We start from the raw sequence: 15,522 nt of genomic DNA on the forward strand, positions 1-15,522 counted from the left end.
GCGATGGCGCATCTTTCGCCGATCGACTACGCGACCGCCTCCGAGGACATCCGCGCCGAACATGACCGCGAGTTGGCGTTACGTGGCCGCATGACCAACATGAAGCGCATCCTGCTGCATTCGCCGGCCGCGCACCGCATCTACGCCGAATGGTTCACGCTGCGCGACCTGCTCAAGCCCATCGTGGACGACCGCGCCATCTGGCTGTTCTCGAAGGCGATCGCCGAGACGATGCGCGCGGAGATCCCCGTGACCTTCTTCCGACGCGCGCTGATCGGCGGCGGACTCGACCCCGAGGCGATCGACCCGACCCCCGACGAGGCGCTGCTGATCGATTTCGGCAAGGCGGTCGCCGCCGACGCCAATGCGGTTCCCGACGCAACCTGGGCCGCGCTCAAGGCCCGCTACGACGAAACGCTGCTGGTCAACCTCGTCGCCTTCGCCGGCATCATGGTGGCGACCTGCGTGTTCACCAACGCGGTGAAGGTGGATCTCGATCCGGAGTTGGAGGGGTATCGGCCCAAGGACAAGACATAGGCCGCGATCCTTCGCGCCCCCGCTGTCCCGCCGGCCTCTCCGACAATCTCGCCCGCCTCCGCAGGAATCGGGTGGTCCCCAAATCGCCTCCGCTCCACTTTGGCACCAGGCAAAGGAGGCACCCCAATGACCGTCCATTCATTGAGCACCAAGCGTGCCAGCCGCTCAGCCGAATCCCGCGTCGCCGCACAGGATTGGCGCGCGCTCGTGTCAGACCTCAACGTGCACGGCTGCGCTGTCATGGAAAAGCTGCTCTCCCCGGACGAATGCGCCGAGATCGCCGCGCTCTATCCGCGCGAGGAACATTTCCGCAGCCATGTGGTGATGGCGCGCCACGGTTTCGGCAAGGGCGAGTACCGTTACTTCCGTTATCCGCTCCCCGATATGATCGAGGGCCTGCGCACCGCGCTTTATCCAAGTCTCGCCGCTGTCGCCAATGACTGGAACGAGAAGATGGGCGTTGCGCAGCGCTATCCCGCCGACCATGCGGCCTTCCTGGAGCGGTGCCACGGCGCCGGACAGCCACGACCGACGCCGCTTCTCCTGCAGTACGGTCCAGGCGACTTCAACTGCCTGCACCAGGACCTCTACGGCGCGCTCGCCTTTCCCCTGCAGGTGGTGATCCTGCTTTCCGAGCCCGGCGAGGATTTCACCGGCGGCGAGTTCGTGCTCACCGAGCAGCGCCCGCGCATGCAGAGCCGCGCCGAGGTCGTGTCGCTGAGGAAAGGCGATGCGGTGATCTTCGCCGTTCACAACCGGCCGGTGCGGGGCACCAAGGGATATTATCGCGTGAACCTGCGCCACGGTGTCAGCCGCCTGCGTTCCGGGCGTCGGCACACCGTGGGCATCATCTTCCACGACGCGGCATAGCGTCTTGGAGTCCAGCGAGGCACTTCGTTTCGCTGGCCGTTCGGTCCCGGTGAAGGTTCACACTTCGTCGACGTCGAACAGCAACATCGTCAGGTCGTCGTCGCCCGGCGCGAGTATCCGCCGGTCGGCGGCGCAGGCAATGCCGATTTCGGAGGCGAACGCGCTCTGCATGTCGGCGAGGCTGTCGAAGTACAGCGTCCCCACCAGATACGGCATCTCGCCCGCAGACCGCTTGATGATGGGCCGCCGGCTGATGTCGTAGCGCCTCAGGCCCGGAAGCTGCTTGGCGAGCGGCACATGAACCTCGAAATAATGCCGGTCGAATGCGGCCGGATCGGCCGGCGTTTTGTAGATCACGAGCATCTTGGCCATCGTCGTATTCCTGTGCTGTTGGTGTCGCTGGTCGGGGCCATGCGGGCCGCCACGCCATTGTCGTCCCGGGAGGGCGGATTTCGACAATCACCGCATTCTTGTTTTCGCACGTGCAGACGCGGGCATCGTCGCGATCTGCGGCGCTTCTGCCTCTTCCCCTGCCGCGCCCATTCGCGTACACGCCCGGGCAAATCCCGCCACTCCCGCACCAGCCTCCCCGGACCGCCCCATGATCCGTCTTGAAAACATCGGCAAGCAGAACGGCCGACAGATCGTCTTCATCGAAGCCTCGGCCGCCTTGCAGAAGGGCGAGAAGGTCGGGCTGGTCGGCCCCAACGGCGCCGGCAAGACGACCTTGTTCCGCATGATCATCGGTCAGGAGCAGCCCGACGAAGGCCAGGTCTCGGTCGATCGCGGCGTCACCATCGGCTATTTCAGCCAGGATGTGGGCGACATGGGCGGTTTGAGCGCCGTCGCCGAGGTCATGGAAGGCGCCGGGCCGGTGAGCGCGGTGGCCGCCGAGATGCGCGAGCTCGAGCACGCCATGGGCGATCCAGAACGCGCCGACGAGATGGATCAGATCATTGAGCGCTACGGCGAATTGCAGCACCGCTTCGAGGAGCTCGACGGCTATGCGCTGGACGGCCGCGCCCGCGAAGTGCTGGACGGTCTAGGCTTCTCGCAGGAGATGATGGACGGTGATGTCTCCAAACTCTCGGGCGGCTGGAAGATGCGCGTCGCGCTGGCCCGCATCCTTCTGATGCGGCCCGACGTCATGCTGCTCGACGAGCCGTCGAACCATCTCGACCTCGAAAGCCTGATCTGGCTGGAAAAATTCCTGAAGGACTATGACGGCGCGCTGCTGATGACGTCGCACGACCGCGAGTTCATGAACCGCATCGTCAACAAGATCATCGAGATCGACGCGGGTGCGCTCACCTCCTATTCCGGCAACTATGAATTCTACCAGGAGCAGCGGGCGCTGGCCGACAAGCAGCTTCAGGCGCAGTTCGAGCGCCAGCAGGCGATGCTGGCCAAGGAGATCGCCTTCATCGAACGATTCAAGGCACGCGCCTCCCATGCCGCCCAGGTGCAGAGCCGGGTGAAGAAGCTTGACAAGATCGACCGCGTCGAGCCGCCGAAGCGCCGCCAGACGGTGGCCTTCGAGTTCCAGCCGGCGCCGCGCTGCGGCGAGGACGTGGCGACGCTGAAGGGCATCCACAAATCCTTCGGCAGCCGCTCCATCTATTCGGGCCTGGACTTCCAGATCCGCCGCCGCGAGCGCTGGTGCGTGATGGGCGTCAACGGCGCCGGCAAGTCGACGCTGCTGAAGCTGGTCGCCGGCGCTTCCGAACCGGACCAGGGCTCGGTCGCGCGTGGCCCGAGCGTCAAGATGGGCTATTTCGCCCAGCACGCCATGGAGCTGCTCGACGGCGAGCGCACCGTCTTCCAGACGCTGGAGGATAATTTCCCGCAGGCCGGCCAGGCGCCGCTCAGGGCTCTGGCGGGCTGCTTCGGCTTTTCAGGCGACGAGATCGAGAAGAAGTGCCGCGTGCTGTCAGGCGGCGAGAAGGCGCGGCTGGTGATGGCGCTGATGCTGTTCGATCCGCCCAACCTTCTGGTGCTCGACGAGCCGACCAACCATCTCGACATCACGACCAAGCAGATGCTGATCGAGGCGCTGTCGCAATATGAAGGCACGATGCTGTTCGTCTCGCACGACCGGCATTTCCTGGCGGCCCTGTCGAACCGCGTGTTGGAACTGACGCCCGAAGGCGTCCACACCTATGGCGGCGGCTATACGGAATATGTCGCCCGCACCGGCCAGGAAGCACCGGGGCTGAGAAGTTAGCGTGGCTTAGAGCGCGTCGTAGACGGCGTCGATCAGCGCCTTGCGGCGTGGATCCAAGTCGTCGAACCCAACCATGCGATTGGTGACATAGCCGAATCCGAGGCCGGCTTCCGGGTCCGCAAAGCCGATGGCGCCGCCCCAGCCGGTATGGCCGAAGCTCCGCGGGGAGGCGCGGCCGGCATAGACAGGATCCTCGATCTGAAAGCCGGCGGCAAAGGCGGCCGGCAGCGCGAAGCTGTCGTCCATGCCGCGAAAGCGCGGCCTCGTGGCCTCTTCGATCGCGGCGCGACCGATCAGGGGCTTGCCTTCCCAGGTTCCACCTGCTGCCATCATCCCGTAGATAAGCGCCAGCGCATGGGCCGTTGACTGGCCGTTGCCACCCGGCACCTCGGCGGCGCGCCAGGCCCGGTCGTTGGGCGCCAGGGCGCGGGGCGTGGGATTGTCGCATGCGTGGGGAAAGGGCGAGGCGCGCACGAACTCCACCCATTCGGAAGCCTTCGGGCCCTCGATCATCTCGGCGGTGCGGTAATCCTCGCTTTGCGGCAGGCCGACATGGAAATCGGCCCCGATCGGACCAGCGATCTCTTGCGCGATGAAGCGGCCGATGCTGCGCCCGTCGACGCGCCGCAGCACCTCCCCGGCAAGATGGCCATAGCTCAGGGCGTGGTAGACGCAGCGGCTGCCGGGCTCCCACAGCGGCGACATGGAGCCAAGCGCGTCGACATAGGGCACCCAGGCGAGCATGCCCGCCTCGTCCATTGGCACGGCGAGACCGTTCAGCCCGGACCGGTGCGACATCACTTGATCGAGCGTGATGCGCTCCTTGCCGCCGGCCGCGAATTGGGGCCAATAGCGCGCGACCGGCGCGGCGTAATCCAGCTTGCCACGATCCACCAGTATTGCGAGCGCCAGCGCCACGACGCCCTTGGTGGAGGACCATACATTGACCAGCGTGCCGCGCTGCCATGGGCGGGTGCGCGCGGCGTCCGCATGGCCGCCCCAAAGATCGACGACGGTCCTGGCGCCCGCCACCACCGAGACGCCGCCGCCATGCTCGAGGCCTTGAGCGAAACACCAGGCGAACGCATCGCGCACACCCTCAAAACGCGGATCGCAGAAGCCTTCCATGGTCATGCGCGAACTCCCGTCGAAAGCGCCTCAGCCGAAAAGCCTGGTCACAAACCCGCTGAACCAGGCAAGCTGCGCCGCGTGGTGCTCTGCCATCAGCCGATCCTGTTCGTCCCGGTCCTGCGCGCCGAGCGTTCCGTAGGGCGCGCCAAGCCGCTCCTGCCAGCGCCGGAAGCCGACCGGGCCCTGCTCGGCATGGAACTGCAAGCCGTAGGTCTTGTCGCCGATCCGGAACGCCTGGTTCGGGAAAATCTCGCTCGAGGCGAGGTGCACGGCGCCCGCCGGCAGGGCGAAGGTATGAAAATGGTTCTGCGGCAGGAAGAGCGGCCGGTCGAGGAAATCGCCGGCTTCGGGCGTCGGCGTGATCTCGAAATAGCCGAACTCCCTGATGCCGCTTTCCACCGGCCCGACATCGGCGCCGAGGTGCCAGGCGATCTGCTGCGCGCCCTGGCAGATGCCGAGCAGCGGCAGGTCGTTGGCCAGGCAATGCTCGATCAGCGCGGCCTCGTCGTTTAGGAACGGATGTTCGTCGGTGTCGAAGACATTGAACGGGCCGCCATAGATGACGGCCCCTTCGACGGCGTCGAGATCGATCCGCTCGCCCTTGAACGGCATCGCGGTTTTGATCGCATGGCCGTTGGCTTCCAGCGTCGTCTGGACATGGTCGTCGCCCGGTTCTTCCGAGTGCCTGACGAGAACGATGCGCTTCATCGGGGCTCCTGCCGCTTACTCAACCGGCGAATAGCCGATACAGCTTAGCGGCCTGTCCGAAATGTGCCAGCGCCCAGTTGCCGCTGGACGCCGGCAAGCCGATCAAGCGCGGCGCGGCCCATCACCCCTTCGCCAGGCCGCGATCGATCAGCCGCGCAAGGCGCGCCGAGAAGGCCTTGGCATCGGCCGGCTTGTCGCCGTCGAGCACGCGCGCTTCGTCGTACAGGAGATGCGCTGCGTCTTCCTTGAACGCCTTCTCATCGTCGCCGAGCTTTGCCAGCGCCGCCACGCGCTCATGGCGCGGGTTGATCTCGAGGATCGGCTTGGCGGCCTTGTCGAGCCGGCCGGCGGCGTTGAGCAGGCGCTCGAACTGGCGGTCCGGGCCATGCTCGGGCGCGACGAGGCAGACGGCGCTTTCGGTCAGCCGGTCGGAGGCCTTCACGTCCGACACCTCCTCGCCAAGCGTCGTCTTCACGAAAGCCAGGAACGCCGCGATGTTTGACGACGTCTCGGTGTCCGGCTTCGCCGCGTCGTCGGGCAGCGCGATGTCGGCAAGGTCGGCCGCGCCCTGCGTCACCGACTTGAACGGCTTGCCGTCGAATTCCGGCGCCATCGTCACCCAGAAACTGTCGACCGGGTCGGTGAGCAGCAGCACCTCAATGCCGCGCGCGCGAAAACCTTCGAGCTGCGGCGAGGCTTCGAGCCGGGCGCGGTCGTCGCCGGCCATGAAGAAGATCGCCTTCTGGCCTTCCTTCATCGCTCCAGCGTAGTCGGCGAGGCTGCGCCAGCTTTCGCCCGAAGCGGTCGAGCGGAAACGGGCAAGCTTCAGCAACTGCTCGCGCCGCTCGTAATCCTCATACAGCCCTTCCTTCAGGACGACGCCGAAGTTCTCCCAGATTTTCGCATAAGTCTCGGCATCGTTTTCGGCGGTCTTGGCAAGGTCGCCGAGCACGCGGTTGGTCACGCCCTTGCGGATCGCGGCGAGCAGGGGGCTTTCCTGGATCATCTCGCGCGAGACGTTGAGCGGCAGGTCGGCTGAGTCGACCAGGCCGCGCACGAAGCGCAGGTAGCGCGGCAGGAGATCGGCATCGTCGGTGATGAATACGCGCCGCACATAGAGCTTCATGCGGCCCTTGCGGTCCTGGTCGAAGAGGTCGAACGGCCGCGATCCGGGCACGAAGGCAAGCACGCTGTATTCCTGCCGCCCCTCGGCGCGGAAGTGGATCGTAGAGGCCGGCTCGTCATACTGGCCGGCGATGCTGCGGTAGAAGTCGGTATATTCCTCCGGCTTGATCTCGCTCTTCTGTCGCACCCACAGTGCCGTGCCGTCGGCGATATCGCGCGGCTCGGCGCCGGGCTTCTCGACCAGCGTGATCGGCACCGGCACATGGCCCGACTGCGACTTCGCCAGCCCTTCGAGCCGATAGGGCGTGGTGTAGGAGGTGGCGTCTTCCATCAGGTGCAGCACCACGCGCGTGCCGCGCCCGGGCGCCGCCTCGAGCGGCGCCGGCGCGATCTCATAGGTGCCCTTGCCGTCGGACGACCAGCGGAAGGCCTCGTCGCTGCCGGCCTGGCGGCTGATGACGTCGACGCGGTCGGCGACCATGAAGGCCGAGTAGAAGCCGACGCCGAACTGGCCGATGAGCTGCGTGTCTTCGGCCGCCTTGCCGGCCTCCACGCGTTCCATGAAGGCGCGCGTGCCGGAGCGCGCGATGGTGCCCAGCGCCTCGGCCATCTCGTCACGGCTCATGCCGATGCCGTTGTCCTCGACGGAGAGTTGCTTGTTGTCCGCATCCGCGGAGATCGTGATGCGCGGCTTGGCATCGTCGCCCAGAAGCTCGGGCCGGCTCACCGCTTCGAAGCGCAGCTTCTCGCAGGCGTCGGCCGCATTGGAGATCAGCTCGCGCAGGAACACATCCCGGTCCGAATAGACCGAATGCACCATCATGTGCAGCAGCCGCGAGACGTCCGCCTCGAATGTTCTGGTTTCAGTTTGCTTGGTATCCGTCGTCATTCACAATTCCCGCGTTGGTATTTCGTCCGCCACGCCGGCAAATGCCGGGTGTCGATTTCTTCGTTGCTTTTGCTTGAGGCCCCGCTCGCTGGACGACGCCAGCGAAATGTCCGTCACCAGAATATCGGCGCTTCCCGCGATGGCAACCCGCGTTGTTCCAAGTTCCGCGCGTGCGCGTTGCCCTCGTTCTCCGCCAATCCGACCTGGATCCGGCGACCGTCCCTGGTCCGGCTTCGAACCACCAGACTCAAGGTGGCGGCACGGTGGGTTCTTCAATGTGGCCCTGGTTCAGGTGCGGAAGCTCCCTTCGGATGCGCGGCCATCGCCGCGGATCGATGGACGGCGGCGAGCGTGTTGCGGCGCGGGTAGGGGGATTGCAGGACGATCCCTTGCGGCTGCTGATAGCCAATCTCTCCAGTGAAGGCTTTGACGACTACGGGCTCCGCCGGCGTCCCTGAAATCGGCTGGTTCAGGCGAGGCCGCGGCAGTGCCCCATGGGCCTTGACCAGGGCCTCGATCCAGGCGGCGACCGCCAGAGGAACCGGCGAACGCCCTTCAAGCCAGCGCGCCACATCGTCCCTGGGGCAGGCCAGTTCCTGCGCCAGGTCGGCGGCATCCCATCGCAAGATTCTCAGGCATTCCCGCAGTCGTCCCGCAATCATGGCAACCAGGTTTCCTGTGCAATCGTCAAATCCGTTCGATAAAGTCGGTGGACCTCAGGCCGGCCCGGTTTCGCGCAGCTTCAAGAAGATGCCTCGGTGGCCGACACCTGCTTCGCGGCAAGGAACATCAGCGTCGAGGCGGCGGTCCGCCGGTTCCATCCGGCGGATTCGGCCGCGTCGAGCAGACCTGCCAACAGTGGCTTCAACACGCTTCGGCATTCGGCTTCATGGGCGAGGAATTCAGTTGCCGGATGCGTCGGCGCCGGGACCGTTTCGCCCTTCATCATCATGTCCATCGTGGCCTCCCATCGTCATGAGATGCCCGCCCCCGTTGCCGGGAGCGGGCTGTCTATCGATGTCTTAGAAGTCCATTCCGGCGCCGGCCGGCATGGCCGGCGCGGCCTCCTTCTTCGGCTTCTCTGCCACCATCGCCTCGGTGGTGACGAGCAGGCCTGCGACCGAGGCCGCGTCCTGGAGAGCGGTGCGCACCACCTTTGCGGGATCGATCACGCCCTGCTTGTAGAGGTCGCCATATTCACCGGTCTGGGCGTTCCAGCCGAAGGCGAAGTCGGTCTTCTCGCGCAGCTTGCCGACGACGATCGAACCTTCCGCCCCGGCATTCTCGGCGATCTGACGCGCCGGCGCCTCGATCGCGCGACGCACGATGTCGACGCCGTATCTCTGGTCGGGATTGTCGACGGCAACCGCATCGAGCGCCTTTGCCGCCCTGAGCAGGGCAACGCCGCCGCCCGGCAGAATGCCTTCCTCGACCGCGGCACGCGTCGCATGCAGCGCATCGTCGACGCGGTCCTTCTTCTCCTTGACCTCGACTTCCGTGGCGCCGCCGACGCGGATCACCGCGACGCCGCCCGCGAGCTTGGCCAGCCGCTCCTGAAGCTTCTCGCGATCGTAGTCGGAGGTGGTTTCCTCGATCTGCGCCTTGATCTGCGTGACGCGGCCCTGGATCTCCTCCTTTTTGCCGGCGCCGTCGACGATGGTGGTGTTCTCCTTCTCGATCGCCACCTTCTTGGCGCGGCCGAGCATCTCCAGGGTGACGTTTTCCAGCTTGATGCCGAGATCCTCGCTGATGGCCGTGCCGCCGGTAAGGATCGCGATGTCCTCCAGCATGGCCTTGCGGCGGTCGCCGAAGCCCGGGGCCTTGACGGCGGCGACCTTCAGTCCGCCGCGCAGCTTGTTGACCACCAGGGTTGCCAGAGCCTCGCCTTCGACATCCTCAGCAATGATCAGCAGCGGCTTGCCCGACTGCACGACGGCTTCGAGCACGGGAAGCAGGGCCTGCAGATTGCCGAGCTTCTTCTCATGGATCAGCACATAGGGCTCGTCGAGTTCGACGCGCATCTTGTCCTGGTTGGTGATGAAGTAGGGCGAAAGATAGCCGCGGTCGAACTGCATGCCTTCCACGACTTCCAGCTCGGTGTCGGCGGTCTTGGCTTCCTCGACGGTGATGACGCCTTCGTTGCCGACCTTTTCCATCGCTTCGGCCAGGAAGCGGCCGATCTCGGCATCCCCATTGGCCGAGATGGTGCCGACCTGGGCGATCTCGTCGTTCTTGGTGATCTTGCGGGCGTTGGCCTTGAGTTCGGCGACGACGGCATCCACCGCCTTGTCGATGCCGCGCTTCAGATCCATCGGGTTCATGCCCGAGGCGACGGCCTTGGCGCCTTCGCGAACGATCGCCTGGGCGAGCACGGTGGCAGTTGTGGTGCCGTCGCCGGCGAGGTCATTGGTCTTGGATGCGACTTCGCGCACCATCTGGGCGCCCATGTTCTCGAACTTGTCCTCGAGCTCGATCTCCTTGGCGACGGTGACGCCGTCCTTGGTGATGCGCGGCGCGCCGAACGACTTGTCGATGACGACGTTGCGGCCCTTCGGGCCGAGGGTGACCTTCACCGCGTCGGCGAGGATGTTGACGCCGCGCAGCATGCGCTCGCGGGCGTCGGAATGGAATTTTACTTCCTTGGCAGCCATGGGATCACTCCTTGCTTAGGCAGTTTTCATTGACTGGGTAGTGGTTGGATAGAAGCCCCGGTCAGGCGGCTCTCTTCAGCGTCGCGGCCTGCTCGATCACGCCCATCACGTCGCTTTCCTTCATGATGAGCAGGTCCTTGCCGTCGAGCTTGATCTCGGTGCCGGACCACTTGCCGAACAGGATGCGGTCGCCGACCTTTACGTCGAGGGGCACGAGCTTCCCACTCTCGTCACGAGCCCCCGGGCCGACGGCGATGACTTCGCCCTCCTGCGGCTTTTCCTTGGCTGTGTCGGGGATGATGATGCCGCCGGCCGTCTTTTCTTCGGCCTCGATGCGACGGACGAGTACTCGGTCGTGCAATGGACGGAACGTCATATCGTTCTCCTTCAGGACAAACAGATTGCGAGAGGTTCCTCCGCTCCGGACCGGCAGGACCGGAGCGGGGCTCGCGCGACCCTTTCGGCGTCGCGCGCATGTCGAGCTAATTTTGCCTTGTTCCACTTTCAAGAGGGGGTCGCAAATTTTTTGGCACTCTCCAGCCGTGAGTGCCAGGGCGCTGAAAACATGCGGTAATTTCCATCGCGCCGACAAAACGAGAGCTTGAATTCGCAATTGAGTTGAACAAGATTATCGGCCGCCGGCACCCCCGGACCCGCTAGGAATGTGAACCCGAACAAGGAGTTTTTGGAGACGGAGGACAGAAATGGACCGACAGACGATTTCGCCGATCATTCCTACCCTGGCTCCCGAAATATCGGACCTCTCGCTCGACCGGCTGCTGACGCCGGCCAGGCATTTTAAGCATCCGCAGGACGTGTTGGAGCAGGACTCGCTCGACATATGGGAAAAGCGGGCGATCCTTTCCTCTTGGGCGTCCGACGCTTGCGCCGTGGAATCGATGCCGGCGCTGCGCCATCCGCCGGGGGTCGAGCGCCCGGTCTCCTTCGACGACATCATGGATGCGCTGCGCCACCTCAACGCATCCGCGCCGACGCCTCCTGGGCCTGCTGATGAAGCCCGCCAGGTGGTCGACCGACTGAGCGCGTGAGGGAGGGAGGCATGGCGAGTGCCGTCAGCAGGCAATTCCGCGCGCAGATGAACGGCTATGGGCTGACCACTGCCGAGATCCATTACTATCTGCCCGACCACCCCAGTCTGCTCCAGCTTTACGTTTGGCAGGACTATGATCTCGCCCCGCATTTTCCCGAACTAAGGGGCTTCCTGGGCTTTTGGGAGCGCGAACTGGCGGGCGGCTTGCATTCCGTTCGTGTCGCCCATCACCGGCTCATCGGGCCGTCTGAATGGCGCTCGGTCGACGGGATCATCGCGATCCATTGAAGATGAGAGCCAAGGCTGTCGCGCTGGCGACAGCCTTCTGAATTGTGACGGGCCTTGACGTTCCGCTCACGAATTCCCAGATCGATTCCGTCGGTGCTTGAGAGACCGGCAAGGTCAAGGGGCGCCGCTTCCTTGGCGCCCCTCGTATCTATGTTGCTCAATGGAGGATGTAGCTATGAGAACCACTTTTGACTTCAGTCCCCTGTTCCGCTCGAGCGTCGGTTTCGACCGGATGCTGAGCGCGCTCGAAACGGCGAGCCGGGTCGAGACGGTCGACAACTGGCCACCCTACGACATCGCCAAGATCGGCCAAGACGACTACCGCATCACGATGGCCGTGGCCGGCTTCTCCCAGGACGAGCTCGACATTACCCAGGAGCAGAACATGCTCCTGATCTCGGGCCAGAAAGCCGGCGAGGATAAGGGCGAGTACCTGCATCGCGGCATTGCCGGACGCGCGTTCCAGCGCCGCTTCGAGGTTGCCGATCACGTCCGGGTCGTCGGCGCCAGCCTCGTCAATGGCCTGCTGACGATCGACCTGAAGCGTGAGATTCCGGAAGAGATGAAACCCCGGCGGATCGAGATCGCGGCGGACAAGGCGAAAGTCACGACAAAGAAGATCGAGGCCGAAAAGCAGGCCGCCTGAGCGGCCATCCCTGTCGCGCATACGAGCAACGCGCCGGGCATATCGCCCGGCGCGCAGGAAACGTTTCAGCCGACGACCAGATGGAGGAAAACATGAGTGTTCGTGATCTGCTTCCCTGGAGCCGTGGCAACGGCAACCAGGTTCCGAGCCTGTTCCGCGATGGCGAGCGCGACCCGTTCCTGTCTCTGCATCGCCAGGTGAACCGCCTGTTCGACGATGTTCTCCGTGGTTTCGACAGCCGATTGCCATCCTTGGGCGGTGTCTCCGCCCCCGGCGCCGCTTGGCCGAGCGTCGAGATCTCCAGCGGCGACAAGGAGATCAAGGTGACGGCCGAGTTGCCTGGCCTCGAACAGAAGGACATCGAGGTTCTCCTCGACGATGACGTGCTGACGCTGCGAGGCGAGAAGCGCTCCGAGACGGACGACAGGGACAGGCAGTTCTCCGAGCGCTACTACGGCCGGTTCGAACGCCATATCCCGGTCGGCTACGAGGTGAAGGAGGACGAGGTAGATGCGCGCTTCAGGAACGGCGTGCTGACCGTCACCCTGCCGAAGAGCGAGAAGGCGCAGTCGCAGGTCAAGCGTATCGACATCAAGACTTGATGCATCGACGCGGGAGGTCGCACATGCGCCTCCCACGTCCTTCCAGGGCTGCGGCCGTCGGTTGCCCGCGCAGCGCCTTTCTCAGGTCGCCCGCCAGAGAGAATCCATGCGCGGGGAGCTTCCGTCTTGCATTCTGAAGTCTTCGTATCGCTCATGTGAATGATGACAAGCACCTTGCTGTCTTGTCCCCTTGGAGGCGCGAGTTTTCAGCGTCCATCAAGAAATGAGAATAGCATATGTTATGGCCGGAACACCGCTCACCTACCGGTGCGTCCGCAGAACCCGGATCCCCTGATAACCTTAATTTCGGTTTCTTTCGGAGAGGCTTTGCCAACGCAAGCTAATGGAATAAATTAGTAATTCGTTAAGTACGACTTGGGCGCGAACTTAAGGGATGTGCCGTGATGAATTTCAAGTCTCTGATCAAGCGGGCCGAGGACGTCGATAAGGAATTTCAGGAACTCCAATCGGATCTGGCGGAGGCATTCGAGGACGTTCTCGCCGATGAAGAAAAGGCGCCGCCTGAAGGCGACGTCGCCGACCAGGACCTGGTGGCCCGAGACGACAATCCGCCATCCGATGAGCCGTCGGACGCGACGGCATCGCGGCTGACGCCGCATACCCAGACGCGGCTGGCCGCCCTGGAAGCCGTCGTCGGGCTTTTCCGGGATGGCCAGGGCCATCTGCAGGAGATCGAGGCGAAGCTGGCCGAGATCGCCAGCGCCCATCACATGACGCGTGAGGTCCTGAACGTCTTCCACCGCGACGTCTTGCGCTCCAACGAACTGGAGCTGGCAAACCTCGCTCTCACCACCGAGCACAGGACACTTACGGAACAACTGCTCGACGCCGCCCGCAGGCAGCGCGAGCGCGACGGCGCGGCAGAGGCCTGGCAACAGCGCGAGGCGAGCCTCGTCCAGGACCGCGAGCAGTTGCGGACGGCGCTTGCCGCTGCGCGGCTGGAACTCGTGGAGATGAGCAATGAGAGCGCCAGGCGCGAGACGGAGTTCGGCGAGATCGTCAAGGCTCTGACGGCAAAAACGGTGGAACTCGACAGACGCGCCGCCGAGAACAAGTTGCTGCGCGAAAAGCAGGTCGGCCTCTCGGTCGATCTGGAGCAGGCGCAAAAGCGCGAGGCGGAGGCCCGGCACAAATTCGACGAGTTTGCGGCGACCCACGCCAGCGAAACCGTCCATATTGCCGAGCTGATGGCTCAACTCGGTAACCACGAAAAGGAAGAAACCCGACTGCAGAAGATGCTGGAGGCGACGCAGGCCAGGCTCGCCGAAACGGCAGAAGCGGCGCGGATCGCCGAAAGCGACAGCGCCGCCGAATTGGCGCGCAGCCAAGCGGAAATGCGCGGTTTGCGTGCCGAGATCCAGGACCTTCAGTCGCGTCTGGACAAGGTTTCGAGCGACCATGTCGAAGCCACGGCCGAGGTCACCAGGCTCAAGGCGCAGTTGGGCGATGCGGTCACCGAACGCCAGATCGCCGAGGAAAGGCTCGCGGTCCTCAAGGAGGAAAGCGAAGCCGACAAGAAGAGCCTCTCGGTGGTCAGCACCAATCTCTCGCAACTTTCACTGCAGCAGGCATCCGAGCAGATCCAGCTCGATATCCAGAAGCAGGAATGCGAGGATCTGCGCGCCGAGATCGACGCGCTCAACGCCCGCATCCGGGAATTGCTGCCTTACGAGCGGCTGCACCGGGTGACCGACGCAAGGTCGCGCAAGGATGCCGCGCCTCAAGCCAATGGGCTGATCGCGGAAACGGCGCGCCCCGTCGCGCGGCGTGTTCCCCGCCGGAACCTGCGCGTCAACGCGAGCTGAGAAGACCGCCGCGCAAGCTGTAGTCGTGCTGGCAGGCTATTTGCCCGCCATGCCGTCGGCAAGGTCCTGGGCCTGCTTCAGCAGTGCCGGGAAGGAAGGATCGCCGGGCAGCCGCTGGGCCATGCAGGCGCGGTAGTCGGCATCGCCTTTCTCCCAGACGGCGTTGGCGGGGTCGGAAGCCTGCGGGCTGTCCTGGTCCGCGCCCTGATCGGTCTGCTGGGCTTTCTGCGCGGCCGCATCGGCTGCTGCCCAGATCGAATCGCACGCCGCGATCTTCGGCACGGCCGGCGAGGCGGGCGCCTCCGCGATCAACACGCGGTCGCCCTTGACGACCGCCACGACGACGTGTTGCTCGTAGATAGGCCCGACATCCTGCGTCCAGCCGCCGAGCCTGGCCACCACCATGTCGGCGCCGTCGGGCTTCTTCAGCGAGAAGTCGAGCGTGCCGGAGAAGGCGGCGTCGCTGCCTATCGCCTGGGTGTAGAAGGCGTCGAGCTTCAACGCCGCGTCGATGTCGGCGGGTAGCTTGAAATCGGCGTCCGTCTCGGCCGATTTGGACTTGAGCCAGCGTTCGGTCAGCCCGCGCGTCGAGACGACGATGCTGGGGCCATTGTCGCTCTGTGCATAGCGCAACCCGTCGAGCATGCCGTAGCCGATGTCGGAGGCGTTGAGGCTTTCGATATTGATCGTGCCTGTCGCGGGAAAACCCTTTACCGAAAGCGGGCCGAGGATGGCGGTGAGACGCTGCTGGAGATCGGCGAGCGCCTTCTCGTTCTGCGCGTCGATGGTTTCGATCGCCGTGTTGGCGCCTTCCTGCGCGGTGATATCGGCGATCGCCTTGTCGCGCGCCGCGATGTAATCGTCTTCCGGAGAGGCGGCGAACGCCGCGCTGCCCGCCAGTGCGAAGAGAAGCGTTAAGACCAGCCGCATTCTTTAACCCCAAATTGGCGATCGAGACCCGGCTACAGCCATCG

Annotated in this window: 17 protein-coding genes; 8 read left to right on the forward strand and 9 right to left on the reverse strand. The window is 64.6% G+C overall.

What is annotated here, in order from left to right; genetic code table 11:
• The first annotated feature begins 3 nt into the window (after positions 1 to 3).
• Both ACR64R_RS04115 and ACR64R_RS04120 read left to right on the forward strand, forming a co-directional pair.
• Positions 4 to 537 (forward strand): carboxymuconolactone decarboxylase family protein, encoded by a 534-nt coding sequence (locus ACR64R_RS04115; protein WP_487360412.1) that lies wholly within the window; start codon positions 4 to 6, stop codon positions 535 to 537.
• Between the two features lie 126 nt (positions 538 to 663).
• Positions 664 to 1,407 carry a 2OG-Fe(II) oxygenase gene (locus ACR64R_RS04120; protein WP_487360413.1) on the forward strand — a complete coding sequence of 248 codons (744 nt, stop codon included), beginning with the start codon at positions 664 to 666 and terminating at the stop codon, positions 1,405 to 1,407.
• A 57-nt stretch (positions 1,408 to 1,464) separates the two neighbouring features.
• Here ACR64R_RS04120 and ACR64R_RS04125 read toward each other — a convergent pair whose 3' ends face one another.
• Positions 1,465 to 1,779, reverse strand: a complete 315-nt coding sequence (locus ACR64R_RS04125) for an EthD family reductase (protein WP_487360414.1) — start codon at positions 1,777 to 1,779, stop codon at positions 1,465 to 1,467.
• A gap of 229 nt (positions 1,780 to 2,008) precedes the next feature.
• On the opposite strand from ACR64R_RS04125, the gene ACR64R_RS04130 reads away from it, so the two are divergent.
• Complete coding sequence (locus tag ACR64R_RS04130) at positions 2,009 to 3,631, forward strand: ABC-F family ATP-binding cassette domain-containing protein (RefSeq protein ID WP_487360415.1); 1,623 nt, start codon at positions 2,009 to 2,011, stop codon at positions 3,629 to 3,631.
• A gap of 6 nt (positions 3,632 to 3,637) precedes the next feature.
• Here ACR64R_RS04130 and ACR64R_RS04135 read toward each other — a convergent pair whose 3' ends face one another.
• From ACR64R_RS04135 to groES, 7 genes are all read right to left on the reverse strand, one after another.
• The gene (locus ACR64R_RS04135) at positions 3,638 to 4,765 is read right to left on the reverse strand and encodes a serine hydrolase domain-containing protein (RefSeq protein ID WP_487360416.1); all 1,128 of its coding nucleotides are present in this window, start codon (positions 4,763 to 4,765) and stop codon (positions 3,638 to 3,640) included.
• A 24-nt stretch (positions 4,766 to 4,789) separates the two neighbouring features.
• Entirely contained in the window at positions 4,790 to 5,470 is a 681-nt protein-coding gene (locus ACR64R_RS04140; protein ID WP_487360417.1) for a type 1 glutamine amidotransferase, read from the reverse strand.
• 121 nt (positions 5,471 to 5,591) lie between these two features.
• Positions 5,592 to 7,484 (reverse strand): molecular chaperone HtpG, encoded by a 1,893-nt coding sequence (htpG, locus tag ACR64R_RS04145; RefSeq protein ID WP_487360418.1) that lies wholly within the window; start codon positions 7,482 to 7,484, stop codon positions 5,592 to 5,594.
• 272 nt (positions 7,485 to 7,756) lie between these two features.
• Entirely contained in the window at positions 7,757 to 8,146 is a 390-nt protein-coding gene (locus ACR64R_RS04150; protein WP_487360419.1) for a hypothetical protein, read from the reverse strand.
• Positions 8,147 to 8,226: 80 nt separating this feature from the next.
• Positions 8,227 to 8,436 carry a hypothetical protein gene (locus ACR64R_RS04155; RefSeq protein ID WP_487360420.1) on the reverse strand — a complete coding sequence of 70 codons (210 nt, stop codon included), beginning with the start codon at positions 8,434 to 8,436 and terminating at the stop codon, positions 8,227 to 8,229.
• Between the two features lie 70 nt (positions 8,437 to 8,506).
• Entirely contained in the window at positions 8,507 to 10,135 is a 1,629-nt protein-coding gene (groL, locus tag ACR64R_RS04160; RefSeq protein ID WP_487360421.1) for a chaperonin GroEL, read from the reverse strand.
• Positions 10,136 to 10,196: 61 nt separating this feature from the next.
• A complete protein-coding gene (gene groES, locus ACR64R_RS04165; protein ID WP_487360422.1) occupies positions 10,197 to 10,511 on the reverse strand; it encodes a co-chaperone GroES in 315 nt (104 codons plus the stop codon).
• A gap of 328 nt (positions 10,512 to 10,839) precedes the next feature.
• Here groES and ACR64R_RS04170 point away from each other — a divergent pair, with 328 nt between their 5' ends.
• The 5 genes from ACR64R_RS04170 (at position 10,840) to ACR64R_RS04190 (ending at position 14,548) form a co-directional block, all read left to right on the forward strand.
• On the forward strand, positions 10,840 to 11,184 hold the full coding sequence (locus ACR64R_RS04170) for a hypothetical protein (RefSeq protein WP_487360423.1): 345 nt from the start codon (positions 10,840 to 10,842) through the stop codon (positions 11,182 to 11,184).
• Positions 11,185 to 11,195: 11 nt separating this feature from the next.
• On the forward strand, positions 11,196 to 11,474 hold the full coding sequence (locus ACR64R_RS04175; protein WP_487360424.1) for an usg protein: 279 nt from the start codon (positions 11,196 to 11,198) through the stop codon (positions 11,472 to 11,474).
• Positions 11,475 to 11,649: 175 nt separating this feature from the next.
• Entirely contained in the window at positions 11,650 to 12,120 is a 471-nt protein-coding gene (locus ACR64R_RS04180) for an Hsp20 family protein (RefSeq protein ID WP_487360425.1), read from the forward strand.
• A gap of 92 nt (positions 12,121 to 12,212) precedes the next feature.
• Positions 12,213 to 12,722: an Hsp20/alpha crystallin family protein gene (locus ACR64R_RS04185; protein ID WP_487360426.1), complete on the forward strand. Its 510-nt coding sequence runs from the start codon at positions 12,213 to 12,215 to the stop codon at positions 12,720 to 12,722.
• A gap of 404 nt (positions 12,723 to 13,126) precedes the next feature.
• Positions 13,127 to 14,548, forward strand: coding sequence for a coiled-coil domain-containing protein (locus ACR64R_RS04190; protein ID WP_487360427.1), 1,422 nt, complete (start codon positions 13,127 to 13,129; stop codon positions 14,546 to 14,548).
• Between the two features lie 36 nt (positions 14,549 to 14,584).
• Here ACR64R_RS04190 and ACR64R_RS04195 read toward each other — a convergent pair whose 3' ends face one another.
• Positions 14,585 to 15,478, reverse strand: coding sequence for a hypothetical protein (locus ACR64R_RS04195; protein ID WP_487360428.1), 894 nt, complete (start codon positions 15,476 to 15,478; stop codon positions 14,585 to 14,587).
• Positions 15,479 to 15,522 lie beyond the last annotated feature (44 nt).

The organism is Mesorhizobium sp. MC2-1-1, from assembly GCF_057597255.1.